General features: G+C 67.7%; 25 protein-coding genes and 1 pseudogene. 10 read left to right on the top strand and 16 right to left on the bottom strand.

Going from position 1 to position 24,501, the window contains the following annotated elements; translation table 11 throughout:
* Window positions 1–6 precede the first annotated feature (6 nt).
* From C8D87_RS04720 to C8D87_RS04760, 10 genes are all read right to left on the bottom strand, one after another.
* Entirely contained in the window at window positions 7–1,299 is a 1,293-nt protein-coding gene (locus C8D87_RS04720) for a nickel/cobalt transporter (RefSeq protein ID WP_112225658.1), read from the bottom strand.
* Window positions 1,296–2,327, bottom strand: a complete 1,032-nt coding sequence (locus tag C8D87_RS45670) for a tetratricopeptide repeat protein (RefSeq protein WP_170166304.1) — start codon at window positions 2,325–2,327, stop codon at window positions 1,296–1,298. The genes C8D87_RS04720 and C8D87_RS45670 overlap by 4 nt, the downstream gene beginning before the upstream one ends.
* A gap of 15 nt (window positions 2,328–2,342) precedes the next feature.
* Complete coding sequence (locus tag C8D87_RS45675) at window positions 2,343–3,752, bottom strand: DUF4331 domain-containing protein (protein WP_170166305.1); 1,410 nt, start codon at window positions 3,750–3,752, stop codon at window positions 2,343–2,345.
* Between the two features lie 57 nt (window positions 3,753–3,809).
* Window positions 3,810–4,208, bottom strand: coding sequence for a 3-aminobutyryl-CoA ammonia lyase (kal, locus tag C8D87_RS04730; protein ID WP_112225659.1), 399 nt, complete (start codon window positions 4,206–4,208; stop codon window positions 3,810–3,812).
* Window positions 4,205–4,957 (bottom strand): lysine 5,6-aminomutase subunit beta, encoded by a 753-nt coding sequence (gene kamE / locus C8D87_RS04735; RefSeq protein WP_112225660.1) that lies wholly within the window; start codon window positions 4,955–4,957, stop codon window positions 4,205–4,207. Before kamE ends, kal begins: the two co-directional genes overlap by 4 nt.
* A complete protein-coding gene (gene kamD / locus C8D87_RS04740) occupies window positions 4,950–6,521 on the bottom strand; it encodes a lysine 5,6-aminomutase subunit alpha (protein WP_112225661.1) in 1,572 nt (523 codons plus the stop codon). Before kamD ends, kamE begins: the two co-directional genes overlap by 8 nt.
* 3 nt (window positions 6,522–6,524) lie before the next feature.
* Window positions 6,525–8,072, bottom strand: coding sequence for an amidohydrolase (locus tag C8D87_RS04745; protein WP_215732243.1), 1,548 nt, complete (start codon window positions 8,070–8,072; stop codon window positions 6,525–6,527).
* Window positions 8,065–9,075: an L-erythro-3,5-diaminohexanoate dehydrogenase gene (kdd, locus tag C8D87_RS04750; RefSeq protein WP_109641413.1), complete on the bottom strand. Its 1,011-nt coding sequence runs from the start codon at window positions 9,073–9,075 to the stop codon at window positions 8,065–8,067. Before kdd ends, C8D87_RS04745 begins: the two co-directional genes overlap by 8 nt.
* Window positions 9,076–9,145: 70 nt before the next feature.
* The gene (locus C8D87_RS04755) at window positions 9,146–10,639 is read right to left on the bottom strand and encodes an alpha-amylase family protein (protein ID WP_112225663.1); all 1,494 of its coding nucleotides are present in this window, start codon (window positions 10,637–10,639) and stop codon (window positions 9,146–9,148) included.
* On the bottom strand, window positions 10,636–11,595 hold the full coding sequence (locus C8D87_RS04760; RefSeq protein WP_112225664.1) for a TIGR03885 family FMN-dependent LLM class oxidoreductase: 960 nt from the start codon (window positions 11,593–11,595) through the stop codon (window positions 10,636–10,638). Before C8D87_RS04760 ends, C8D87_RS04755 begins: the two co-directional genes overlap by 4 nt.
* Window positions 11,596–11,768: 173 nt before the next feature.
* Between C8D87_RS04760 and C8D87_RS04765 the strand changes: the two genes are divergently transcribed.
* Window positions 11,769–12,092 carry an SsgA family sporulation/cell division regulator gene (locus C8D87_RS04765; protein ID WP_170166306.1) on the top strand — a complete coding sequence of 108 codons (324 nt, stop codon included), beginning with the start codon at window positions 11,769–11,771 and terminating at the stop codon, window positions 12,090–12,092.
* Here C8D87_RS04765 and C8D87_RS04770 read toward each other — a convergent pair.
* Window positions 12,089–12,649: a GNAT family N-acetyltransferase gene (locus C8D87_RS04770; protein WP_112225666.1), complete on the bottom strand. Its 561-nt coding sequence runs from the start codon at window positions 12,647–12,649 to the stop codon at window positions 12,089–12,091. The genes C8D87_RS04765 and C8D87_RS04770 overlap by 4 nt on opposite strands.
* Window positions 12,646–13,104: an FxsA family protein gene (locus C8D87_RS04775; RefSeq protein ID WP_109641418.1), complete on the bottom strand. Its 459-nt coding sequence runs from the start codon at window positions 13,102–13,104 to the stop codon at window positions 12,646–12,648. Before C8D87_RS04775 ends, C8D87_RS04770 begins: the two co-directional genes overlap by 4 nt.
* 130 nt (window positions 13,105–13,234) lie before the next feature.
* On the opposite strand from C8D87_RS04775, the gene C8D87_RS04780 reads away from it, so the two are divergent.
* Complete coding sequence (locus C8D87_RS04780) at window positions 13,235–14,617, top strand: KamA family radical SAM protein (RefSeq protein WP_109641419.1); 1,383 nt, start codon at window positions 13,235–13,237, stop codon at window positions 14,615–14,617.
* A 455-nt stretch (window positions 14,618–15,072) separates the two neighbouring features.
* Here the strand turns inward: C8D87_RS04780 and C8D87_RS04785 are convergent, their stop codons facing one another.
* Window positions 15,073–15,480, bottom strand: a complete 408-nt coding sequence (locus C8D87_RS04785; protein WP_233441900.1) for an ImmA/IrrE family metallo-endopeptidase — start codon at window positions 15,478–15,480, stop codon at window positions 15,073–15,075.
* 120 nt (window positions 15,481–15,600) lie between these two features.
* Between C8D87_RS04785 and C8D87_RS45025 the strand changes: the two genes are divergently transcribed.
* A complete protein-coding gene (locus tag C8D87_RS45025) occupies window positions 15,601–15,810 on the top strand; it encodes a hypothetical protein (RefSeq protein ID WP_109641420.1) in 210 nt (69 codons plus the stop codon).
* Window positions 15,788–16,282 (top strand): transposase, encoded by a 495-nt coding sequence (locus C8D87_RS04790; RefSeq protein WP_170166307.1) that lies wholly within the window; start codon window positions 15,788–15,790, stop codon window positions 16,280–16,282. Before C8D87_RS45025 ends, C8D87_RS04790 begins: the two co-directional genes overlap by 23 nt.
* Window positions 16,283–16,593: 311 nt before the next feature.
* On the opposite strand, the gene C8D87_RS04800 is transcribed toward C8D87_RS04790, so the two are convergent.
* Window positions 16,594–17,115 carry a hypothetical protein gene (locus tag C8D87_RS04800; protein WP_146771623.1) on the bottom strand — a complete coding sequence of 174 codons (522 nt, stop codon included), beginning with the start codon at window positions 17,113–17,115 and terminating at the stop codon, window positions 16,594–16,596.
* A gap of 284 nt (window positions 17,116–17,399) precedes the next feature.
* On the opposite strand from C8D87_RS04800, the gene C8D87_RS04805 reads away from it, so the two are divergent.
* Window positions 17,400–17,654: a hypothetical protein gene (locus tag C8D87_RS04805; RefSeq protein ID WP_146231864.1), complete on the top strand. Its 255-nt coding sequence runs from the start codon at window positions 17,400–17,402 to the stop codon at window positions 17,652–17,654.
* Window positions 17,655–17,684: 30 nt separating this feature from the next.
* Here the strand turns inward: C8D87_RS04805 and C8D87_RS04810 are convergent, their stop codons facing one another.
* Window positions 17,685–18,395, bottom strand: a complete 711-nt coding sequence (locus tag C8D87_RS04810) for an orotidine 5'-phosphate decarboxylase / HUMPS family protein (protein ID WP_109641545.1) — start codon at window positions 18,393–18,395, stop codon at window positions 17,685–17,687.
* 16 nt (window positions 18,396–18,411) lie between these two features.
* Window positions 18,412–18,972, bottom strand: a complete 561-nt coding sequence (gene hxlB, locus C8D87_RS04815) for a 6-phospho-3-hexuloisomerase (RefSeq protein ID WP_112225670.1) — start codon at window positions 18,970–18,972, stop codon at window positions 18,412–18,414.
* Window positions 18,973–20,184: 1,212 nt separating this feature from the next.
* Between hxlB and C8D87_RS04820 the strand changes: the two genes are divergently transcribed.
* The 5 genes and pseudogenes from C8D87_RS04820 to C8D87_RS49090 all read left to right on the top strand — a co-directional run.
* Entirely contained in the window at window positions 20,185–21,333 is a 1,149-nt protein-coding gene (locus C8D87_RS04820; protein ID WP_170166308.1) for an acyl-CoA dehydrogenase family protein, read from the top strand.
* Between the two features lie 16 nt (window positions 21,334–21,349).
* Entirely contained in the window at window positions 21,350–21,613 is a 264-nt protein-coding gene (locus C8D87_RS04825; protein WP_109641548.1) for a MoaD/ThiS family protein, read from the top strand.
* Window positions 21,610–22,443 carry a hypothetical protein gene (locus C8D87_RS46755; protein ID WP_215732164.1) on the top strand — a complete coding sequence of 278 codons (834 nt, stop codon included), beginning with the start codon at window positions 21,610–21,612 and terminating at the stop codon, window positions 22,441–22,443. Before C8D87_RS04825 ends, C8D87_RS46755 begins: the two co-directional genes overlap by 4 nt.
* Before the next feature lie 20 nt (window positions 22,444–22,463).
* Window positions 22,464–23,759, top strand: a complete 1,296-nt coding sequence (locus C8D87_RS04830; RefSeq protein WP_211337729.1) for an acyltransferase domain-containing protein — start codon at window positions 22,464–22,466, stop codon at window positions 23,757–23,759.
* A pseudogene (locus C8D87_RS49090) lies at window positions 23,756–24,499 on the top strand (SDR family oxidoreductase); the annotation flags it as partial. The gene C8D87_RS04830 and the pseudogene C8D87_RS49090, both read left to right, overlap by 4 nt.
* Window positions 24,500–24,501 lie beyond the last annotated feature (2 nt).

A 24,501-nucleotide genomic window follows, 5' to 3' on the forward strand; every position in this document is an offset into this window, starting at 1 on the left:
TTCCAGCTAACCGGCCAGCGCACGCGTGGCCAGACCGACTCCGACGAGCATCACCAGCGCCGCGGTGCCCAGCGGCGTGATGTCCGCGAACTTGCGGAAGCGGGCCAGGCGCGGGCCAAGGCGGTCCCGCAGCGAGACCAGCAGCAGCCCCGCGGCGGTCAGCGTCACCGCCATGCCGAGGCCGTACGCCAGCACCAGGACCACGCCGAACCACGTCCGGCCCAGTCCGATCGCCCCGAGCAGGACGACCAGCGCGGACGGCGACGGCACCAGGCCGCCCGCGACTCCCATTCCGACGAGCCCCGCCCGGCGGTGCCCATGACCGTGTCCGTGGCCATGTCCGTGGTCGTGCCGCATACGACCCCGGTTCCGCACCGCCGAGCGGAGCAGCACCCCTCCGATCACCGCGACCAGCAGACCGCTCACCACGCCGAGCCAGCGCAGAACCGACTCGCCGGCGATCACGCTGGACACGCTGAGCAGCAGCCCCAGCACCAAGACCCCCGCCGTGTGGGTGATGGTGACCGTGGCGCCGACGAGGAGTGCGTCGCGGCGGGTTCCCCTCGAACCCGCCAGGTAGGCGGCCATCACGGTCTTGCCGTGGCCGGGCAGCGCCGCATGTGACGCGCCCAGCACCAGAGACAGCAGGACCGCACCGATCCCGACCACCGGGGTGAGATCACCCACCAGGCCGACGGCCGCCTTCGTGGCCTCTCCCAACGCTCCAGGCGGGGTGACAGCGCTTCCCTCACCTGGTTGTGCGACGAACCGCACCGCCCGCACGTCCAGAGGAGAGGACAGCAGGTCTTCCGGATAGCTGCGCAGCTCGTTGGTGATCGACTCCGCCGGCGCACCCGACACCGCGACGTCGACACCGACGACGGTGATCTCGCGCCACCCCGGCTTCTCGCCGAGGTAGGAGTCGCTGAACGTCACCTCGACCTCGCCGCGCACCTGCAGTGAAACCGTGTACTCGCAGGTCAAACGCATGGTCGGCAGGCCTGCCTCACCGGGAGGGCGCACGACCTCCGCGTCGCGCACCTCGAACTGGAGCTCCCGCTCGTCCGCCATGGCGTCCAGCGACTTCGCCCGTTCCGCGCACCGCTTGCGCGCGTCGACGAACTCGCGGTCCTGCAGGGTCGGGATCTCCGCACTGTCCACAACGGACCTCAGCTCGATCCGGTCGGGGAACACGCGCAGCCCGTCGTAGTGGTTCACGCTGAGGTTGCTCAACGGGTGTGCTTGAGCGACTCCGCCCATCAGCAGCAGTCCGAACAACGTGAGCAGCAGGACTCTCATCGCAGACTCCCCAGAATCGCCTCGCGGTGCCGGAGAACCTCCGGATCCCGCCAGCCCAGCGCGACGGCCTTGTCCGAGTACGGCAACGCCTCCGCGGAACGCTCGTTGACGTGCAGAGCCCACGCCATCGCGTCCGCGGTGAACGCGCTCTGCCTCTTCGCCCATTCCTTCTCGGCGAACCGCAACGCCTCCGCGGGGTCACCGTGGTCGGCCGCGATCAGGGCGGCGGTGAGGTCGTCTCCGCCCAGAGCACGTGACTGCCGCAGCGCGAGGTCGTACTGCGCCCGCGCTTCCTGCGGCTTGCCCACCTTGTCCAGTGCCCTGCCGTACCTGACGAGGTGCTCCGGCGACGGCACCCTCGACACGAGCTCGAGATAGGTCTTCAGTTCCTCCTCGTCGGTCCGCCCCTTCAGCTCATCCAGCTGGAAGCGGCAGAACGCGGCCGCCTCGGGCGAGGAAGCGGACTCCAGCGCCCGGTCCAGAGCCACGCGCGCCTCGTCCAGACGGCCGTGCAGCTCGAAGTGGTGGGCAGCGCGGGTGAACGACGCGACACCCGGCTGCAGGTCCAGCATGCGTTGCAGCGCAACGGAAGCACCAGCGTCGTCGCCGAGCTGCGTCAGCGCGTCGACCACGACTCCCTGAGCCTGCGCGGAGTGCGGAAGTGCCGCGACCGCGCGCTGGCCCCAGTCACGGGCAGCAGCGAAGTCGTGACGAGCGTTGGCGAGCGCACCGCGGCCGATGTACGCCTCACCGTTGCCCTCAGGCTTGAGGCGCAACGACTCTGTCAGCGCACGCTCGGCACGCGGGTAATGCTGCGGATCGAAGGTGACGCGGGCGAGCTCGACGTGCGTGGCACCGAGCTGTGCCCAGGCGGCGGGGTCATCGGGGGTTCCGCGGAGCTTGGCCTGCAACGACTCGGCGTTGCGCTGCAGGGAAGAGGTCTGCGTGGCGGCGGGTGTTGCCGCCTGCGGGGAGGCGCAGGCGGCAACGGCGAGCGCGGCTGCCAGCAGCGGAATGGTTTTCCACATGTCAGGCACCCTCACTCAGCGGGAGTTGACCGCCCGGTTGCTCGGCAGGCCGACGTACGGGAAGCGGTCGCCGAAGCGGACGTCGTTGGCGTTCACCCGGTCGCCCTTGGCGAGCGCCGGCACGAGCTTGCCGGTCTGCGCCGCGCCGACCACGGCCTGGATCTCGATGTCCACGACGTCGTCGGTGAGCCTGCGGCCGTTCGGGAACCCCTGCAGGTCACCGCCGAGGACGCCGAGCCGGTTCGGGTTCTTCGCCACCGGCGTGGACATGTTGAGCCGCAGCATCTCCGACGGTGCGAACCTCTTCGGGTCCACGTCGGCGTTGTTCAGCTGCGAGTTGAGATCGGCCTTGATCGGGCCGCCCGCCTTCGTGGTGATCCCGGTCAGGAAGATCTCCACCAGGTCGGCCCGCGGTGTCTTCGGTGCCGGGATGCCGTAGATCGCCTGGATGAGCCGGGCGAGCTCCGGGTCGTTCACCCGGTCCAGCAACGCCTGGACCGACGCATCGCCAACGGGTTCGAGCCCGTTGAACGCGTCCTTGATGGCCGCCGACGACACGACCTCGTTCACCAGCGGGTTGCCCAGCCGCGACACCTGCACGAACGGGCCCTGCGGGGTCGCCTTGCCGGGGTCGAGCCTCAGCGTGCGGCGCTCGGTGTCGCTCCACACGCCGATCACGGGGTTGCGCTTCGGGTCGCCTTTGAGGGCCAGCATCGTCTTGGGCACCTGGATGGCGATGGTGTTGACGTTGTAGCCCATCAGGGTGTCCTGGTTGACCTCTTTCAGATTTCCGCCGTAGAGGAGGTCGAACACCCTCAGGTCCAGGAAGAACGAGTCCTCCGACGGTCCGACGTAGACCTGACCGCCACCGGGGATCTTCACCGTCGCCTGGTCGCGGATCGCCGCGAAGTCCGGGAACGACGCGGCTCCGGTGTTGGACGGCGCCGCCCTCCCGTTGCGCACCAGGGTCGTGCTCTTGCCCGGCTCCATGAGCTCGAGGCTGTAGTTCTGCCGGAACAACAGGTTGTCGTCGTTGATCGAGGTGACGGGCCCGTTGTTGTAGAGAAAGGTGTTCTTGCCGCGCCGGTCGTCGGTGCTGAACGTGAACCGGAACGTCTTGTCCGGCACCGCGTCCCCGTCGGCGTCGATGTTGAGGTCGTACCTCGCGTCCGTGGCCCACGGGTAGAAGTTGGGGCCACCGTTGGGTTCCTGCAGCCCGAACCAGTTCGCGACGAGCGTGACGGTGTCGGGCTTGTCAGGGCTCGTGAAGGCGTAGACGTCGGTGTTGTCGACCGCCGGGTCCGCCGCGATCAGCGGTGCCTCGCGGTGGCTGGACGCTTCCGCTGCCGGGATCGCCGCGGCCGCCGCGACCACGGCCGCGGCGATCGCACCCCGGCGTAATCGCTGTTCGTTGCTGGTTGGCATGGTCCTGCTCCCTTCCCACGGCGGGGATTCGGAAGCAGGACGCCTGCCGGTTCGAACTCATTCAGCGGATTTTGGCGCTACAACCGTTCCGCGGGCACGCGTTACGACGATCGGCTCAGCGAGCACGTCCGCCGCCGAAGGTCCGCGACCGGGCGCCGACCGGCACACCACGCGCGCCTCGAACTCGATCTCACGCGAGCGCTTTCCTATGCGCACCAACGTTGCCGTGGCCTCGATGACGTCACCGGCCTGGATCGGCGCCGCGAACTCGACCGAGCTGTACCCCGCGAACAGCCCTTCGTCGGAGTCCGTGTGGATGAGCAGTTCGGTGGCGACGTCACCGAACATGCCCAGCCCGTACGCGCCGTCGACGAGGTTGCCCCCGTAATGCGCGTGCGAGTGCGGCACGTACCGGCGGTGCGTCACCGAGAAGCCTTCGACCAAAGCCCCGCTCACGCGGCGACCCCCTTCTTTGCCTGCATCGCGTGCACCAGATAGCTCGCGACCTCACCCGGAGTGGTCCCCCGGGAGAACACTCGATCCACGCCCAGCTCCGCCGCCATCAGCGGATCGAACCGCGGACCGCCGGCGACGAGCAGTGGCCGCTTGTCCCCCATCGCCTCGCGGAACGCCGCGGACATCTCCTGCGTGTTGAGGATGTGCGCGTCCCGCTGCGTGACGACCTGGGAGATCAGCACCGCGTCGGCCTTCTCGGTCCGCGCGCGCCGCACCAGTTCCGGAACGCTCACCTGCGCGCCGAGGTTCACGACCTTCAGCTCGCGGTAGTACTCCAGACCCTTCTCGCCCGCAAAGCCCTTGATGTTGAGGATCGCGTCGATGCCGACGGTGTGCGCGTCCGTGCCGATGCAGCCGCCGACCACGACCAGCTTGCGCCGCAACACCTTCTTGAGCGTCGTGTTCACCTCCGCCGGCGACAGCAACGGGTACTCGCGCTCGACGACCTTGACCTCGTCGAGGTCCACGAGGTGCTTCACCGAGCCGTAGACGACGAAGAACGTGAAGTCGTCGCCGATCGGGTGCGAGTGGACCACCATCGCGGGGTCCATGCCCATCTTGTTCGCGAGCTGCTGCGCCGCGCCGTCCGCCTTGGGACCGAAGGGGATCGGCAGCGTGAACGACGTCTGGATCATGCCGTCGCCGGTGGTGTCGCCGTACGGCCTCACATACCTCTTGGAGTCAGTCATTCGAGGCCTCCAGCATCTCGCTCGCGGGGTTGAAGTACGCCTCCGCCTTCTCGACGACGCCGTCCGCGCCCTTGCCCTGGTCCGCGGGGCGCTTCATCAGGCCGAAGGTGCCGTCCGCGATCGCGTTGAGCAGGCCGTCGTCGACGATGCGCTCCAGCAGGTCCACGGCCTCGCCGAGCACCTGGTGGGCGCGCTTGACGATGAGCCCGTCCGGCGCGGGCCGGAAGTCCTCCGCGAGGTTGCCCGCGGCGTTGAGCACGTACCTGACGTTCTGCAGGGCGAGGTCGCGGTCGGACAGGAACGGCGTCACGACGGCTTCCGTCATCATGCCGACGAGCAGAATGGACTGTCCGGTCAGGACACCGGCGAGGTTGAAGAACCCATCCAGCAGATAGCCGTTGAAGACGTCGCCGGTCATGTGCTTGGTGGGCGGCATCCACTTCAGCGGCGCGTCGGGGAACAGCTCGCGCGCGAGGAGCGCGTGGGCGAGCTCCAGGCGGAACGAGTCGGGCACCTTCGGGTTGATCTCGAAGGCGTGGCCGAGGCCCAGCAGGTGGTCGGGCAGTCCCGCCTCGTGGGCGAAGTGCTCGTTGAGGAGCTGGGAGACCGTGACCGTGTGCGCGGCGTCGACGGCGTCCGCGGTGGTGAGGTAGTTGTCCTCGCCGGTGTTGATGATGATTCCCGCGCGTGCGTGGACCTGGCGGGAGAAGCGCTGGTCGACGAACGTGCGGATGGGGTTGATGTCGCGGAACAGGATGCCGTACATCGAGTCGTTCAGCATCATGTCGAGTCGCTGCAGGCCCGCCAGCACCGCGATCTCCGGCATGCACAGGCCGGACGCGTAGTTGGTCAGCCGCACGTACCGGCCGACCTCCTTCGACACGTCGTCCAGCGCCGCCCGCATGATCCGGAAGTTCTCCTGGGTGGCGTAGGTGCCCGCGAACCCGTGGTGGGTGGCGCCTTCTGGCACGTAGTCGAGGAGCGACTGCCCGGTCGAGCGGATCACCGCGATGATGTCGGCACCTGCGCGGGCCGCGTTCTGGGCCTGGACGACGTCCTCGTCGATGTCACCGGTCGCGACGATCAGGTAGATCCATGGCCGCTGCGCGGGGTCGCCGAGCCTGGTGATCAGCTTGTCGCGCTGGGCCCGGTTGCGGTCCACCGTCCTGATGCCCCTGGCGACGGCCGACGTGGCTGCTTTCCTGGCCGCCGTCAGGTCCTTGCCGGTGGGGACCTTGAACTGGATCTGGCCCGCCGCGGTGGCCTCCGCGAGCTCGGTGAGGGTGCCGAGGTTGTGTTGTTTCAGGGCGTGGAACGCCGGGAGCACCACGCCGTGCTCCAGCCCGCACTGCTCGCGCACCGTGTCGATGACGCGGTTGACCCACGGCACGTCACCGGCGCGGTGGGTGGAGTCCGCGCCGGTGATGCCGGCCAGGCGAAGTGTGGCGCGCTCGACGGCAACGGTGGTGTGCGCCTTCGCGATGGACACCACCGGTTCGGCCGCCCGCGCCGCGAGTTCGCGCGCGGTGGCGACGACCTTGGGGTCGAGGTCGAGCAACGCCATGAGTCACTTCCTCTCGTAGATAGTCCGGCCGTTCAGCACGGTCCGCACGCAGACGGGCGCGGGACCGGTGAGATCAGGCAGTCCGGGCACGCCGGAACGGGGATCGGTGGACCACCGCTGCACCCGCGAGTCGCTCCCGGCGACCACGAGGTCGCCGGTCTCCCACACGGCGTAGGTCGCGGGCGCGCCGGGCTGCAACGTGCCGGTCAGCCCGTCGTCCACGCCCGCAGCACGCCAGCCACCACGCGTGTGGGCCGTGAACGCCGCTCGTGGGGAGATACCGTGACCATCGGTCTTGTGGTGCACCGCGGCGCGCACGGCAGCCCACGGGTCGATGGCGGTCACCGGGGTGTCCGAGCCGAACGCGAGCACGACCCCTGCCGCGGCCAGGCGTGAGAAGGGGTTGAGTCCCACTCCGCGCTCGGCCCCGAGGCGCTGGACGTACATTCCGGCCGATCCGCCCCACTCGGCGTCGAAAAGCGGCTGAACAGAGGCGATGACGCCCCACCCCGCCAGCTTCTGGGCCTGCTCGGCGCTGACCATCTCGACGTGCTCGAGGCGGTGGCGCGCGGAGGCGAGAGCGGGCGTGCCGAGGGCCTTCTCGGCGATCTCGAAGCCCTCGATCACGGCGGCCATGGCGGCGTCGCCGATGACGTGGAAGCCCGCCTGCACGTCCAGTTCGGTGCACTTGATCAGGTGGTCGGCGATCTGCTGGCCGTCCAGGTAGAGCGCGCCGGACGTGTCCGCGTCGGTGTAGGGCTCGGTCAGCGCGGCGGTGCGGGAGCCGAGCGCGCCGTCCACGAAGTGGTCCCCGGCGAGGCCGCGGACGGGGACGTCCGGCAGGTCGTGGTCGCCCCAGTAGGCCACCACCTCTGGGCCCTCGGTGTGCGCGAGGAGTTCTCGCAGGTCGTCCTCGCCGGAGATGTCCGGGCCGGCGCACTCGTGCACCGACGCGATGCCCATCGAGGCGGCGTGTCGGAGGAAGGCCAGCTGGGCGGCCTGGCGTTGCGCCGGCGTGATGGCGGACTTGGCGGCGCCGCGCACGTGGTGGTGGGCGGCGCGAGAGAGAGGGCCGTCGGCCGAGTAGCCGTCGGCCTCGCGGGCCTCGTCGGTGATCAGGTTCGAGGAGACGAGCGCCGAATGCACGTCGATGCGCGACAGGTAGACCGTCTTGCCCGCAGCTGCGTCGTCGATCTCCGCGCGCGTGGGCGGGCGGTTCTCCGGCCAGCGCGTCTCGTCCCACCCGTGTCCCCACACGAGCGGGCCCTCGGCGTCACGCACCTGTCGCAACAAGTCGTCCACAGAGGACGTGCGGGTCAGGTCGAGACCGGTCAGCAGCAGACCGGCGCTCGTGGCGTGGACGTGGGCGTCGACGAACGCGGGCGCGACGAAGGCGCCGTGCAGCTCGATGACCTCGGCGTCGGGGTGCAGCGCACGGCCGACCGAGTCCTGTCCGATCCACACGACGACGCCGTCCGTGACGGCCATGGCCGTCGCATCCGGTGCGTAGATGCGTCCGCCGACCAAAAGTTGCGTACTCACGTCACGCAGTCTGCCGTTGCTCGAACAGCGCCCGCACACCCGGCTGCGTCCGGACCAGGTCCAAGGCGAACGCGGCGTGACCGGGCACATAACCGTTGCCGACCAGCATCTCCACGTCCGCGGCGAGTCCTTCAGCTCCGAGTGCCGCGGCGCTGAACGACGTGGCCATCGAGAAGAAGATCACGGTGCCGCCGTCCCCGGTCGCGAGGATGGCGCCGTGCTCGCACCCCGGCACGTCCACACACACGACCGTGACATCGACCTGCTTGCCGACCGCCTCAGCCACAGCCACCGGGTTGCGCGCGTCCGCGATGACGACCTCGTCCGCGAGACCGGCCTTGCGAACCTGTTCCGCCTCACGCTCGGTCGGCACCAACGCGACGAGGCGCGACGCACCGGCCTGACGTGCGGCCGCGAGAGAAAGCGACCCGGACTTGCCGCCACCCCCGAGCACCAGCACCGACCCACCGGGGTGCTTCCGCACCACGCGGTCGGTCAGCGCCGGAGCACCACACACGTCGAGAACGGACAGCGCCAGCTCGTCGGACATGTCGTCGGGCAGCACGGCCGCGATGGACCGCCCGAACAGCACCGCGGTCCCCCGGCACGGCACCTGCTCGTCCTCGCCGTCCCAGTCCTGCAGGCCGTCGTTGATCTTCAGCGGCGTGAGGGTGAGGCTGACCAGCGTCGCGATCCGGTCGCCCGCCTTCAGGCCGAGCGGCGACTCCGGTCCGACCTCCAGCACCGTGCCGAGCAGCATGCCGCCGGAGCCGGTGACGGGGTTCTGCATCTTGCCGCGCTCTTCGACGATGTCCAGCACCGCCTGCCGGACCGCCGCGCCGCTGCCGTGCTGCTCCCTGAGCTGCCGGAACGACGCCGCGTCCAGGTTGAGCCGCTCGACCGCGACGATCACCTCGTCGGGGGCGGGGACGGGCTCCGCGTCCAGCCGCCACGCCTGCTGGGGCAGGACACCCTGCGGCTCGAGGACACGGTGCAGTCCGTACGCGCTCACCTGAAAATCCTTCGGTCGACGACGCTGTCTCGACAATATCTTCACGTAGCGCGTAAAGATCCCGCAAGCTTCACTTGTCAGTCAGACGGAACCACCGGCAGTCGTACGGGCCCAGCTCCAGCTTCGCGTCGCACCCGTCGCCGGTCAGGACGTCGGTGAGCACGCCCTTCACCTTCAGCTCCACCGGGACCGCGCGGTCGGCGAAGTTGTGCACGGCGATGACCGTGCCACCGTCGCAGTCAGCGCGGTGGGCGAACACGCACGGGTCACCGACGTCCAGCACCTGGTAGGTGCCCCACGCCAGTTCGGGGCACTCCCGGTAGCTCTCGATCAGCCGGCGCATCCAGGTGAGCAGCGAGTCGGGAGAGTGGCGTTGCCGGCCGGCCGCCTCCCAGTCCATCGGCACCCGGACCGCGAGCCTTCCTTCCAGCGACAGGTCCTCGACCAGGCCGATCTCCTCGCCGTAGAACAGGACGGGCGTGCCCGGCAGGCTGAAGAGCAGGCTGTAGACCATGCGGATGCGGCGGTAGTCGTCGTTCAGCGTCGACGGCAGGCGGCGGCGCAGGCCACGGCCGTAGAGCTGCATCGACGGGTCGGGACCGAAGGCGTCGAACACCTCCTGGCGCTCGTCCTCGGGCAGCTTGTCGAGGGTCAGCTCGTCGTGGTTGCGCACAAACGTCGCCCAATGGCCGTCCCGTGGCGGCTGCGGGCGTTCCTGCAGGGCCTTGACCAGCGGACCGCTCGACTGCCGCGCCAACGCCAGGTACATCGCCTGCATGCCCACGAAGTCGAAGCACATCGTCAGCTCGTCGCCGACTCCCTGGCCGTAGTAGGCCATCGTGTCCTTGTACGGCAGGTTCACCTCGCCCAGCAGCACGCCTTCGCCGTTGCGGCGGTTGATGAACGCGCGGAGGTCAGTCAGGTAGTCGTGCGGGTTGGGCAGCGACATGGCGTCCGTGGCGTCGTTGTGCTCCAGCAGGAACGGGACGGCGTCCACGCGGAAGCCGCTCAGGCCCAGCTCCATCCAGAACCCCATGATCCGGGCGATCTCGTCGCGCACCTCGGGGTTGGAGACGTTGAGGTCGGGCTGGTGCTTGTAGAAGCGGTGCAGGTAGTACTTGCCGACCTCCTCCGAATACTCCCAGAGGCTGTTCTCCTTGTCCGGGAAGGTGATGCCCTGCGGGCCGTCGGTCTGCGGTTCGTCGGCCCAGACGTACCAGTCCCGTTTGGTCGGGTCGTGGAACCACGGGTGCTGGTCGGACGTGTGGTTGACGACGAGGTCGGCGATCACCCGCATGCCCCGGTCGCGGGCGGAGCGGACGAACTCGACGAAGTCGCCCAGCGAGCCCAGCCGCGGGTCCACCGCGTAGAAGTCGGTGATGTCGTAGCCGTCGTCGCGTTCCGGGGTCGGGTAGAACGGCATCAGCCAGACGCAGGTGACGCCCAGGGCGTGGAGGTGGTCGATGCGTTCGGTGCAGCCGCGGAAACCCTTGTCGGAGAAGGTCTCCACGTCCAGGCAGTAGAGGACGGCGTTCTTCCACCAGACGTCCGACGTGCGGATCACCTCGCCACCTCCGGCAGCACGTGCTCGCCGAACGCGTCGACGAACGGGATCAGGTCCTGGCCCACGTGGTGCAGATAGATCTCCTCGAAGCCGAGCGACGCGTAGGTGTGCAGGTTCTCGACGTGCCACTTGAGGTCCGAGGACACGTTGACGACCTCGGCGACCTGCTCCGGCGTGACGCGCTCGGCGACGACGTCGAAGTGCTCGGCGAGCTCCAGGTCCCAGCAGACGGGCGGTCGGAACACGTTGGTGCGCCACTGTTCGTGCGCGATCCTGAGTGCGGTGTCGTCGTCCTGCGCCCAGCTCAGGTGCACCTGCAGGTGCAGCTTGCCCCGGCCACCCGCGTCGCGATAGGCGTCGGCCACCTCGCGCAACCGGTCGGGCGGGGCGCTCACGGTGATCAGCCCGTCGGCCCACTCGGCGCACCAGCGGGCGGTCTGGGGGCTCACGGCGGCGCCGATCAGCAACGGCACCTCCTGCGGTCTCGTCCACAGTCTCGCGCGGTCAACCCGGACCAGGCCGTCGTGGCTGACCTCGTCACCCTGGAGCAGCGCGCGGATCACGTCCACGCACTCGCGCAGACGGGCGTTGCGGACGTCCTTGCGCGGCCAGCCGTCGCCGGTGATGTGCTCGTTGCTGGCCTCGCCGGTGCCCAGCGCCGCCCAGAACCGGCCGGGGTACATCGCGGCGAGGGTGCTGATCGCCTGGGCGGTGATCGCCGGGTGGTAGCGCTGGCCCGGGGCCGTGACCACGCCGAACGGCAGGGTCGTCGCCTGCAGCGCGGCGCCGAGCCACGACCAGGCGAACCCCGAGTGGCCCTGGCGCGAACTCCACGGTGAGAAGTGGTCGGAACTCATCGCCGCGGCGAAGCCGGCCTCCTCGGCCCTGCGCACTGCGGTCAACAGGTCGGTGGGGTGGAGCTGCTCGTGCGACGCGTGGATGCCGTAGACGGTCATGCGACTTCAGGTACCCAGCGAGCAGTTTGAGAATGCGTTGAACCGATCCCGAACGGCATCCGTGTGGATGACAGCACCCTCGGAGCGGAGGAGGAACGGCGATGTTCAACGAGACGCGCGTCGGGACCGTAACTGTCGTTGAGTTCATTCGGCCGGATGGCACTGTCGAGCCGATGAACGTCGATCTCCAATACCGCTCAGACGATCCGCACGCCGTCACGCTGCGGTTTCAGGCCAGGGACCAGGAGTCGACCTGGCTCGTCGGGCGGGAGCTGCTGGCGGACGGACTGCTGTCGCCCGCGGGGATCGGCGACGTGCGGTTGCGGCCCGGCCACCGCGACGTGCTGGTGCTGGAGCTCTTCACCGAGGACTCGCACGCCGTGTTCCACCTGTCGGCCGATGACCTGCAGCGGTTCCTCGACTCCACCTACGCGGCCGTGCCTGCGGGGCGTGAGGTCGTCGACTTCGACCTGCTGCTGAAGGACCTGCTCGCCTAAAGGCGCAGGCCCAGGACCAGCTTGTCCGCGGAGTCGACCACGCGAAAGCCGATGTGCTCCCAGAAGCCGACCGCGTGTGTGTTGTGGTGCCGCACGTGCACGTGAACGCCCTTCTCAAGGCGTTCGAGCACCGTGCGGACGAGCCTGCCGCCGTAGCCCTTGCCCTTCGCGCGCGGCAGCAGGTTGGCGTGCATGTGCGCCGGATAGTCCAGGGCCAGCCGGTGGTCGACCCGCGCCGGATGGTGGATGTGCTGCACCACGCGGTTCGGGTCGTCGGTGAGCGGGTAGCGAATGCGCAGGTCAGGCCACCAGTCGTGCTCCAGGCGGTCTTCGAAGGCCTCGCTGTCCGACGCCGCGATCACGTAGCCGCAGATCCCCTCGTCGTCCTCCACGACGAACGCCAGATCCGGTTCGAACGCCACGTACGGCCCCACGTAGGCGTGACCGAGCAGGCGCGGGTCGTCGAACAGGTGCCGCGCGCCCCGGCCACCGTCGCCGGTGTCGAGGCAGATGTCGTAGAGCGCGTCCAGGTCAGCGGGCCGGTACGCGCGGATCACGTCAGCTCGCGCCGATCCGTGATCACCACCGGGTCGACGTCGACAACTTCCCCTTCGACGACCTGACCGGGCCCGAAGCGACGGTCGTGCTCGAACTTCAGCGCGGCCGCCTCGGCCTTGCGCGCGATCCGCCGGCTGACGAGCCTGCGCGTCGGCGGGAACAGCAGGAACAACGCCGCCACGTCGCTGATGAAGCCAGGCACCATGATCAACGCGCCGGCCGCGGCGATCAGCACGCCGTCGGCCATCTCCTGGTGCGGCTGTTGCCGCTTCCAGACGGCCTCGGAGAACGCGGCCATCGTCTGCGCCCCCTGCCTGCGCACCAGCTGCAGACCGACGAGGGTGCCGACCAGCAGCAGCGCGATCATCCACAGCCCGCCGATGGCGTTGCCAACGGCGATCATGACCGCGATCTCGGCGAACATCCCCAAGAGCACCAGGGCGAAGACAGGCATACCCCCTCAACGCACGAGCTCGCCCAATTGCTCCCACACCCTCCTCCACCAGGCGTTGATCTGAAATATTTACGGCGAGCTAGCGGTGTGACAGGATATCTTTACGCGACCTCGACGCTGAGGAGTACGGATGACTGCGCTGCACGACGCCCCCACGGCGCTGGAGCGACTGGACCGCCAGCCGTACACGTACGTCCGCCGTGAGCTGGTCGAACCCGACTGGCGACGCTTCCCCGGCTGGGCGCACGTGACCGAGGCGCAGTGGCGCGACGCCCAGTGGCAGCGGGTGAACTGCGTCAAGAACGTCAAGCAGCTCCGCAAGGTCACCGGCGACCTGCTGAGCGAGAAGTTCTACGACGACCTGGCCGCGGACCAGGAAACCTTCGCGACCATGTCGATGCTGATCCCACCCCAGATGCTCAACACGATGGCGGTGGACGCGGCACCCGCGGAGTTCACCGACGCCTTCCTGGCCGACCCGGTCCGCCGTTACATGCTGCCGGTGAAGTCCGACCGCGACCCGCGGTGGCCGTCGCACCCGCACTCCCAGCGCGACTCGCTGCACGAGGCCGAGATGTGGGTCGTCGAGGGGCTGACCCACCGCTACCCGACCAAGGTCCTGGCCGAAATGGTCTCGACCTGCCCGCAGTACTGCGGCCACTGCACCCGCATGGACCTGGTGGGCAACTCGACCCCGCTCATCGACAAGCACAAGCTGTCTCTGAAGCCGGTCGACCGCCAGGACCAGATGATCGACTACCTGAAGAAGACCCCTGGCGTCCGCGACGTCGTCGTCTCGGGCGGCGACGTGGCCAACGTCCCGTGGCCCCAGCTCGAGTCGTTCCTGATGCGCCTGCTGGACATCGAGACCGTCCGCGACATCCGCCTGGCCACCAAGGCCCTGGCCGGCCTGCCCCAGCACTGGCTCCAGCCGCGCGTCGTCGAGGGCCTGGAGCGAGTCGCCCGCACGGCCTCGCGCCGCGGCGTGAACCTGGCGATCCACACCCATGTGAACCACGCCCAGTCGGTGACACCTCTCGTCGCCGAGGCGGCGCGGACGGCGCTGGAGGTCGGCGTCCGCGACGTCCGCAACCAGGGCGTGCTGATGAAGGGCGTCAACGCCACGTCGGACGACCTGCTGGACCTTTGCTTTGCGCTGCAAGGGGAAGCGAACATCCTGCCGTACTACTTCTACATGTGCGACATGATCCCCAACGCGGAGCACTGGCGGGTGGCCGTGTGGGAGGCGCAGGAGCTGCAGCACGCGATCATGGGCTATCTGCCCGGATATGCGACGCCGCGGATCGTGTGCGACGTGCCGTACGTCGGGAAGCGGTGGGTGCACCAGCTCGCCGAGTACGACCGTGAGCTGGGGATTTCGTACTGGACGAAGAACTACCGGACCGGGATCGAGCTCGAGGATCCGGAGGCGCTGGACCGCCGCTACCCCTACTACGACCCGATCTCCACCCTGGGCGAGGCCGGCCAGAAGTGGTGGTCCGACCAGACCTGACACACCACGACGGGGCCGTTTTCGGGACATCTTCCGAAGGCGGCCCCAACGGCATGTTTTGCCTGGTCAGCACCCATAGAGTCTCATTAGGTCTCAACGTCAAGGGGCCCAGAAGGGGCCCAGAAAGTCCAAAGTGGATGACACTTTGCATCCTCAGTGGACACCCGTGTCAGGCATTGGTACAGCATCGAGTAGACACTCGCCTTTACGACCGGACTGGGCCATCGCCCCTCCTGCGACCCGATCTCCACCTTCGGCGAAACCACTCAGGCGTCAATGACCATTGCTACCGCCCACGGCGCAACTGCAGAAAAATCGCACCGCTGAACGACACGGAGTCCAGTGGAATCATAACCGTGATAAACAAGTTCAGCGACGTGCTGCACCGATTTAGCGCCGGATCTAGCACGCTCATGCTTTCGACAAACGACATCCGCAGATTCGGCGCGATGGCGTCAACGAGATCTCACGCCGAGTTGGTCAAGGTCGACCGAGCGGGGCGACGGGCTCAGCAACATGACGCCGAGCGTCTTCGCCCTGACCAGGAGAGCGGCCAGCGAGACATGCCACTTGGCCTTCAGGCGAAGCAGCGCCGGCCAATCGAGACGAGCAGGTAGCTCGTGCGCGATGTCTTCGGCCGGCATGAGGAACGCGGCGGCGAACTCGTTGGCCTGCGACTCGGTCGCCTTGTCGGCTATTGGGCCGTCGGCGCCAAGCAGAACGAGGTGGCCCAACTCGTGTGCCGCGTCGAAGCGTGAACGGTCGCGAAGACCCTTGTCCGCCCCGAGCGCCACCACCGGCCGGAAACCCGCGTTGAACGCGTTCGAGCTCGCCTTCGACGGCCGCCTGGCCGCCGGACGCAAATAACCCTTCTTCAACCAGAGTTACACCGCTCGTTTGACAGCATGTGAGTCCGCCCTGGCGTGCGGACGTGGTGAACGGACAAAATCGGTGTGGGCCGGGCTGGGTGACGCCGAGGGTCCGTGGTCGAACGCGCCCCCGCCACGCTGGCCGAAATGGCCAAGGGCCGGCTGCGGGCGAAGATCCCGCAGCTGCGGGAGGCGTTGCAGATCGCCCGGTTCAGCGACGCCTCGGCGTTCATGATCGGCCGCCTACGCGGTCAAGATCGAGCAGGCGATGCGCCCTTTCGCGCGAGCCAAGGAACTGCTGATGACCATCCCTGGGATCTCTGACCGGATCGCCTGCGGCATCATCGGTTCTATCGGCATCGACATGACCGTCTTCCCCGCTCCTGGTCATCTCGCGTCCTGGGCCGGGGTCTGCCCAGGCAACAACCGCTCCGCGGGCCGCGAGCTGTCCTCGGCCACCACCCACGGAGATCCCTACCTGCGGGGCTGGCTCGGGATCGCCGCCGGCATCATCGCCCAGACCCGCAGCCGCCCCAACTACTTGAAGAGCTACTACCACCGGCTGCGCAAACGCCGCGGCCCGCTACGCGCTCAAGTCGCCGTCCAGCACAAGATCCTGACCGCTGTCTGGCACATGCTCACTTGCGACGTCGCCTACCACGACCTCGGACCCGACTACTTCGACCACAAACCCCGCTCGCTCCAATATCAGGCACAACGCGCCCGCCGGCTCATCGCCGAGCTGATCGAGCAGGGCTACGACGTCTCCCAGCTGATCCCCGAACACTCCGCCTGACCACACGGACATCAGAAGCCGCGCTGGGGCAATTTAGGGAACAGACCCCGGCGAGGCGTACCAGCTCGCGCTGTCGGGTCAGGGCATCGTCGTCGTGCAGGCGTCGGAAGGTCACCCCGCACCGGCCACGCCGTGACGATCGGACAGAAGCGGCGCGTTTCGCACGTTTCACGGCGCGCCGCTTTCGTTCGGGTGGCTGGGCTCCTCCGGATTCTCCTCGCGGGAGAACCCGCGCGGAGTTCGCGGAGGAGCGAAGAGGGTCGACAGTCCGGTTCCCGCGGCTCTCGCGGACCAGCTTCGCGGGCGACCCGTCAAATGCCGATGGTGAGGCTTCCCGCAGCGGTCAGCTGGGAGACTCCCGTTGTGCTGCAGGCGGCCGGGTTGGGTTGCGCCCCGACGCCGACTGATTTCGCGGGATCCGGGGTGAAGGTGCCGGAGCTGATCGATCCGACGGCGACGACCTGGATGTCGCCGCCGACCCGGTTGGTGGTCCTGTTGTAGGAGAACGTGCTGGGTGCGATCGCGGTGTTGGTCCACTTGAAGACTCTCGTCCCGCTGCCTGCAGAGAGAACGCTGGTGCACGTCGCGTTCGGTGCGGTGCCCGTCTCGGCGTAGCTTCCGGTGGGGGCAGAACTGCTCGTGTAGTTGAACAGCTGGCCGCTGACGCTAAATGTCACCGTCTGCGGGGTGTCGGTCAGTGGCGGACTGTAGGTGACGACTTCGTTGAGAGCGCAGAACTGGTCGACTGCGGCATGAGCGGACGGGGTAATGAACAGCGACATGACGGCCGCGACAGTCAAATGAACCGCAGCGATTCTGGCGCTTCTCACCATGAACCCTTCCGTCGGCGTCGGCCTCGAAGGCGCGGTTCACGGCAGACGACGTCACGTACCCGGACCGCACCACAAGGGGGTAAGCATCTCGAAGCCCTGTCCCCCTCGGAACCAGCGACCGAGGGACATGGCGTCTGCCAACCAGGTGACATGCCGTCGGCACGGCCGCGCAAGATGGGCGCAAACACCACGCGGGTCGACTACGGCCACGCGGACACGACGCATGCGAGCACGGGAGAATTCCCGCACGTACCCGCGAGGTTCTGACGCGTGCGTTGACCGCGGTGTCTTTGGCGGGGGTCGCGGCGATCACCGCGGTGCCTGCTGCTTCCGCGGTGGTCATCTACAACAAGCGGTACACCTCCGAGCGGCTCTGCCATTCCAACGCCAGGCAGATCGCGTTGCAGGGCGCGACGATCCTGGTGAACTGCCGGTACGAGGGCGCGCCGGCGTGGTCAGGGTCCACCAGCCACGCCAGAGCCTGCTACGCCATCCGGGAAAGCCGGATCGACGAAGCCTGCACCTACCTGGGAGGTTGATATCCATCGTCCCAGGCCCTGACCGTGAGTTCAGACGAGTTGGCCTGTGAGGTGCTCGATCTCGTCCAGGAAGGCCGACACGACGCCCGCGGGATCGGCGCTGCGGGTGATCGAGCTGCCGGCGACGATGGCGAAGAGGCTGTCGTCGGTCGCGTACTGGCGCAGTTCGACTACGTTGCCGGGTTTGAGGCCGCCCATGGCGATGATCTTGGCCTGGGTGCCGTGCAGGGCATGGTGTACCTGTGGCAGGAGCGCGTCGGCGGTCTTGCCCTGTGCCTGCTCGCTCCAGCCGACGTGGCAGCTGACCAGCTCGGCGCCCATGCCGGCGAGTTTGCGGGCGCGACGGGCCTTGGCGCGGTCGTCCTGGTGGGACATCAGGTCGAAGGCGACCAGTTTCCCCTCGGCGCGTGCGCCGTCGACCGCTTCGATGATCGCCTCGTCCGGCGCGGTAGCCATCACGGTCACCAGGTCGGCGCCCGCGGCGTAGTAGAACGTGCCTTCGGCCACGTAGGGCACGTCGTATCCCTTGAAGTCGGCGACCAGCAGCTGGCCGTTGTCCAGCCGGTCGCGGAACTCTCGGACGATGGGGACGCCGGCCAGGGCGGCGTTCAGGATCGTCGGCCGCCCGATCTCGTGAATGATCTCCTGTTCCGGGTGCGCGGCCAGTACAGTGTCGAGCATGTCGAGGCATTCGCTCGGCGAGGTGAAGTCGTAGGCGATCCATAGACGTGGGCTTCGCATGACGTGTGCTCCTTTGTCATTCCAGGTTGGCGTGCGCGGCCCACAGGACCTCTGACGTCTTGCCGAGATCACGCGACAACGCGTGGAAAAGGGCGTCGAACAACAACAAAGTGGATTGCTCGAACAGAGACCCGGCGAACTGGGCCGAGCTCTCCGAGTCGTGATCGTGTTTGCTCGCCGCGGGGATCGCGACGACCAGTTCGGCGATGGCGGCCAGCGGTGAGGACGGTGTCGTCGTCAGCGCCGCAATCTGCCCGCCGGCCGCCCTCACCTGCTCCGCCACCAGGACGACGCCTGGTGTGCCGCCCGACCCGGACACCGCGATGAGCACGTCACCGCGGCTCAATGGCGGTGTGGTGGTCTCGCCGACGACGTGTACCTGGAGCCCGAGGTGCATGAGCCGCATCGCCGCCATGCGCACGGCCAGGCCGCTACGACCCTCACCGAGCACGAAGACGCGGTCGGCTCCCGAGATCAGAGTGACCAGCTTCGTGACCGCGCGCCAGCTGACGTCGTTCAGCGCGCGCCGGTTCTCCGACAGAACCAGGTTCGCCGCGTGTTCGAGATGTCCGGGCATCCCCGATCTTGAACTCGTGCCGGGCTTTCTGTCAGGGTGGGGCCCATTTTCCGGGGACTCGTCGTCTTGCGGCGGTCTCGGCGGACCCGGCACGGTCACGCTCGTTTCGACTACCATCTGAAGCCAACTCCAATGCGGTTGAGCGTGTGCGAACTTGCTTTCGCCCACACTTCCTTTGCACGACAGCAGGGCCGCGGTGAGATGCGACAAACACTCCGAGTGCGCAGACGTGAGAATCTGACGGACCGCACAGTGACGACGACAACGCTGTCGTGTCCCGAACTTCGCGGTGGTCGTCCGCAGAGAATTTACTCTAGAGCTGTGCCACGGGTGAGCCGCAATCACCCAAGCCGGGCGCACGCAAAAACGGACAGTGATATCTCCTGCACCCCGTTACGCCGATCACGGGGACTTACGTCCCGATACCGGGGAATCTGTGCCACAGGCCTCAAGCTTTCGCGGTGCCGGGCGGGCCGCACGACGCGGCTCCAGAAGGCACAACCGCGGAGCCGCCGACTCGCGGGATCCACCGATCGCGCGGTTCACCGCCGGGTCGCGGAAGACGTCCGCAGGCAGTCGGGAATTGAGTCTCACACTCCGCAACCAATGGCAGCACCCGGCTGCCATCTTCGCCGGGCCGCCCAGCGCGGCCGCCTGCAGGTGCACCGGTAGTTCATCCACCCCGTCCGCCACGATCATAACTCGGCCCTGGGCCACCAGCCGGGCGGCAGCGTCCGGACCATACGCGATCGCGTCCGTTCGACGACCGCTCAAGATTCACTCCATCGCCGCCGCACGTCGCCACGTAACACCCGCAGGACCGCTGGAATCCCTTTCAGGTGCATGCCGAGCGCGAGAACTGTTTGATCTGGGCGAGCAGATCGCGGGGCGCGGCATCGAGGTCTGGCGGGTACTCGGTGATTGTGATGCCGGTGTGCGGATCGTCCGCGGCGCCGAGCCGCCGGTCGAGGAACGACGCGGTGCCGGCGGGCGTGGCGATGCTGTCCCAGGTCGCTCGAACCGCGAATCCGGCGTTCGGCCGTTTCGCATGCCGGGCCTCAGAGGCGCTGATACCACCCGCGCAGGCCGGGTTCCGTGGGTATAACTCGAACTGATGAATCGAGCGACAGCCTGTTGACGACGCTCGCAGGCAAGCGCACTCTAATTATGGAATGCCGCTCTGGGCCGATACAGACTGAAGGGTCTCAGTCCATGGTTGTTCAGCTCCAGGATCTTTCCATGGAGGCTGTCGGCGAATTTGTCCAGCAACGTTGGGGTGAGTTGTTGGACGAAGTCGGCGCCGGAGCGGCTGAGCGGTACGCGGCGGGAGAGGCCTTTCCCAGAAAGTATTTGATCCAGGCCGCTCAGAAGAGTCTGCACGGCCTGGCGCTGCCGAGGGAGATCGGTGGCGAGGGAATGGGTTCGAATGTGTGGGGCCGCGTTCTGGAGGAAATGACCTTCCGATGTGATGAGTCAGCATTTTCACTGGTGGTGAGCATGACTACCAGCATCGCGTTCACCCTGTATCAATCCGGGGACGCCCGTTTGATCGATAACTATGTGCGGCCGTTCATGTCCGGAGAACTGGCCGCGACCCTTGCCTTTACCGAGGACGCCGACTTTTGGTCATGGGGGACAACGCTGACCCGTGACGGTGACGGCGGGGTGTTGTCCGGCAGGAAGAGCTACGTGACCGGAGGACTGATCTCCGACGTCTTCCTGACCTACGCCGCCGCGGAACCGGGCCGTCTGGCCGCCTGTCTGGTCCATCGGGACGACCCAGGGGTGCGGCTGATCCCCGCGGAAGGGATGGGTTTCCAGTCCGCGGGAATGGCCGTACTGGAGTTCATCGACGTTGAACTCGGCCCGGAACGGATACTGACCTGGACCGACGGGCTGGATCATTCCCAGCTGTATTTGAACGAGCGCCGGAGCATGCAGGCATCCTGGACCGTTGGCAGGATGCGCGGGCTCGTGGCTCGCTGCGCGGCCAGGCTTCGCACCACGACACGGCAGGGCCAGCCCGTCCTTGACTACGCCAACGTGGCTGGTGCGCTCGGCCGGATGCACATGCTCACCGACGTGGCCCAGACCATGACGCACGACGTGCTGGACCGCCAGGCCCGCGGGGAGACGGATCTGGTCTACGACGCGAAGATCTCAGCGGCCAAGCATTTCTCGGCCGAACAGGCGATGAACCTCGCTCACCAGGCTCTCCGGGCGTTGGGCGGCCATGCCTACTACGGGGACGAATACTACGGAAGGTATGTGCGGGACTGCGCGGGCCTGATTCCCGCGGGAGGTACCCAGGATTCCCTGGAGATCACCATCGGCGCCCTTGTGGCGAAGAACCTGCTCTGACAAAGGAGAGTTTCTCATGGAGGTTCGTTTCTCCGGGCTGCTGCTCCGGTTCACCGGCTACGAGCGCACCGTCACGGTGAAGGCCAACACAGTCGGCAAGGCGCTCGAGTCCTTGCGCCAACAGTTTCCGCAACTGGGTCCTGTCCTGTGGGACGGCACGGGCAAGCTCCAGCGCGTTCACCGCCTCATCCTCAACGGAGAAGTCATCTCATCCAACGATCGCAGAGCGCTGCGCGACACAGATCGGCTGGAGTTCCTGACCGCGGTGGCCGGGGGGTGACATGCCCCCGCGAGATCGACTACACCGAGCCTGTCGTCACCACCATGTTCAGCCCTCTTCAGCTGCGGCCGCGAACACTGCTCGGTCTGGTGTCACCATGTCTCGCGCGCTGGTTGGCCGAGTACGTCACGACTTTCCCCGCGATGGTGGAGACCTACCGCAGCGCGGTGGTGGTCTCCTCACTACGGATCGACTACGCCACTCCCTACCTGCGCTTCACCGACGCACCGTGGCTGACCGTCCGCTCAGGACTGCGCATCGACCAGCGCGGGGAATGGCTTCAGGTGGACATCGACTGCGTCGCCGACGATCGCTCCGTCGCACGGGTCACCGCCACGATGCGCGTTCTCACGGTGACCGACGCCAGCAGCCTGGCCGCGAGTCCCGGTGTTCTGCACCCCGATCTCCTGAAGCGGTTCACCCCAGCCGAGACCATGACCGCCGTCCCGCCGCCCCACTCGCGGCCCACACTCCCGGCGCCCGTGCTTGCTCCCCAGCACTGGCAGACGTTCATCAGCCGCAGCCACGCCGAGGTCGCCGACCAGTGGTCGTTCGTCGAGATGGTGGAACTGGCCACACAGGCCCGCGAGCGCCTGTACGTCGAGAACCTTCACGATCCGCTGCCGTCCTGCCACGTCGTCGGCACACCGACACAGATCCTGCGCGCGGTCTTCCTGCGCCCGATGTTCGTCTACGACCCGTGCCAGGTCATCAGCTCCGCCCATCTCGATCCGGACACGTCGACGCTGTGCTTCCGTCACCAGATCGGACATCCCAGTGCCCCGCGGCCTCACCTGACTGTCTGGGAAACCCTAGATGTCGCCGGATAGTCCTTAGCGGAGGTGTTTCAGTGCGATCACCAATCGTATTCCTCTTTCCGGGCCAAGGGGCTTACCTCCCCGGCGCGTTTCGACACCTGGCCGAAGAGCCGATCATCACTGAATTGTTGTCCGAGGTCGACGAGGTGGCGACCAGCCTGGGGGCGGCACCTGTCACCACACTGCTCATGAGGGAGGACGCCCCGTCACTGGATGATCTCCTCAGCCGTTCACCGGCTCAACTGCACGTGGCGATCTTCGCCGCCGAGCTGGCGCTGTACCGGTTGCTCACCCGGCGCCACGGCATACAGCCGGACGTACTGTTGGGGCACAGTTTCGGCGAACTCACCGCGCTCACCGCGGCAGGCGTGTTCGACCTGCGACAGGGCCTGCGGCTGGTCATCGCCCGTGACGCCGCGTTCGCTGACTGTCCTCCTGAGCCGGGTGCGATGGTGGCCCTGGGTACGTCGGCGGATCGAGCGCGACACGTGATCGGAGCCGTTGGCCGGTGGGACCTGTGTCTCGCGGCCGACAACGGTCCTCAGCAAACCGTCGTCTCAGGCCCGGAGGAGGACCTCGGCCAACTCATGCGGGTAGCAGAAACGCTGGGCATCACAGCCAGAAGGCTGTCCGTGCCGTACTCGTTCCACAACCCTCGGCTGGCCGGCGTCGCGGAGCGGTTCATCGAGCGCATCCGCGAGCTGACTCCCCGTGTGCCGGTGCGGAGAGTCCATTCCGCCGTCCTCAGCCGAGACGTGTGCGACTCGACCGACGTGGCCGCCCTGGTCGCCGCACACCTCGTTCGGCCGACCTACTTTCTCGGCGCTGTTCGCGCGTTGCGTGCCGAAGGGGTCGAGATCTTCCTGGAGTGCGGTCCGCGCGGGACGCTCAGTGACCTCATCGCCGGCTTCCTACCCGACACCACGGTCATCGCGCCGCTGAGACGCCGTGTCACCGGGCCGGATCTCGACCGCCTGCTGGAACCCGTGCCACACCACCAGGCCAGCATCCCCGACCAGCGCGGCACGACCACTGTCGCCGAACCAGCACCGGTCCGTGGCAGGGAAGAGCTCATCAGCGACCTGCGCACCATCTACGCCGAGACGCTCGGCTACCCCGTCGAGATGCTCACCGCCGACGCCGATCTCGAAGCGGACCTGGGCATCGACTCGATCACCCAGACCGAACTGTTCGCCAAGGCCGTCACGGCCAGCAGCCGATCCCTGCCGGCGGACGACAGTGACGTCCGTCCGACCAGCTTCACCACGCTGAGGGCGTTGAGCGACTTCCTCCTGACGCTTCCCGTCGGCAACAGCGTGACTCGATGAGTCCGGCTGACTTCGCCGGAAGAACGGTTCTGGTCACCGGCGGCGGCAAAGGCGTCGGCCGGGCGATCAGCCGTGCCTTCGCCCGGCGCGGGGCGCACGTGATCATCAACTACTTCCACTCCGGGGAGTCCGCCGCACACACCCTCGAGGCGATCGTCGCCGAAGGCGGCTCAGCCGAGCTCATCCGTGCCAGCGTCAGCAAACCTGACGCCATCACCGAGATGTTCGGTGCCGTCGACCGTGCGCACGGCGGGCTTGACGTCCTCGTGAACAACGCCGCCCGCGGGGTGCTCGGTCCTTGCGAGACGCTCACCGAACAGGACTGGCAACGTGGCTTCGACACCAACGTGCACGGTGCACGGCGGTGCGCCCTCGCCGCGGCACCGCTCATGCGGCGCCGCGGGGGTGGCGCCATAGTCAACGTCTCCTCCATCGGCGCCGGTATGGCCCTGGCCAACTACATGCTCGTCGGTGTCAGCAAGGCGGCGTTGGAGGGCCTGACCCGATATCTGGCCGCGGATCTGGGACCAGGGGGAATCCGGGTCAACACCGCCTCCGCCGGTGTCCTGGACAATCCCACCGCCCACCTGTTTCCGGGGGCGCGGGCACTGCATGAGACCTGCTCGGCCGCGGCCCCGCTGGCTGACCGTCTTGGTTCGGAGGAGGAACTGGCCGATCTGGTCGTCTTCCTCGCTTCCGATCAGGCCAGTTGGGTCACCGGGCAGGTGCTCCTGGCCGACGG

The organism is Lentzea atacamensis (assembly GCF_003269295.1).
Lineage (GTDB): Bacteria > Actinomycetota > Actinomycetes > Mycobacteriales > Pseudonocardiaceae > Lentzea > Lentzea atacamensis.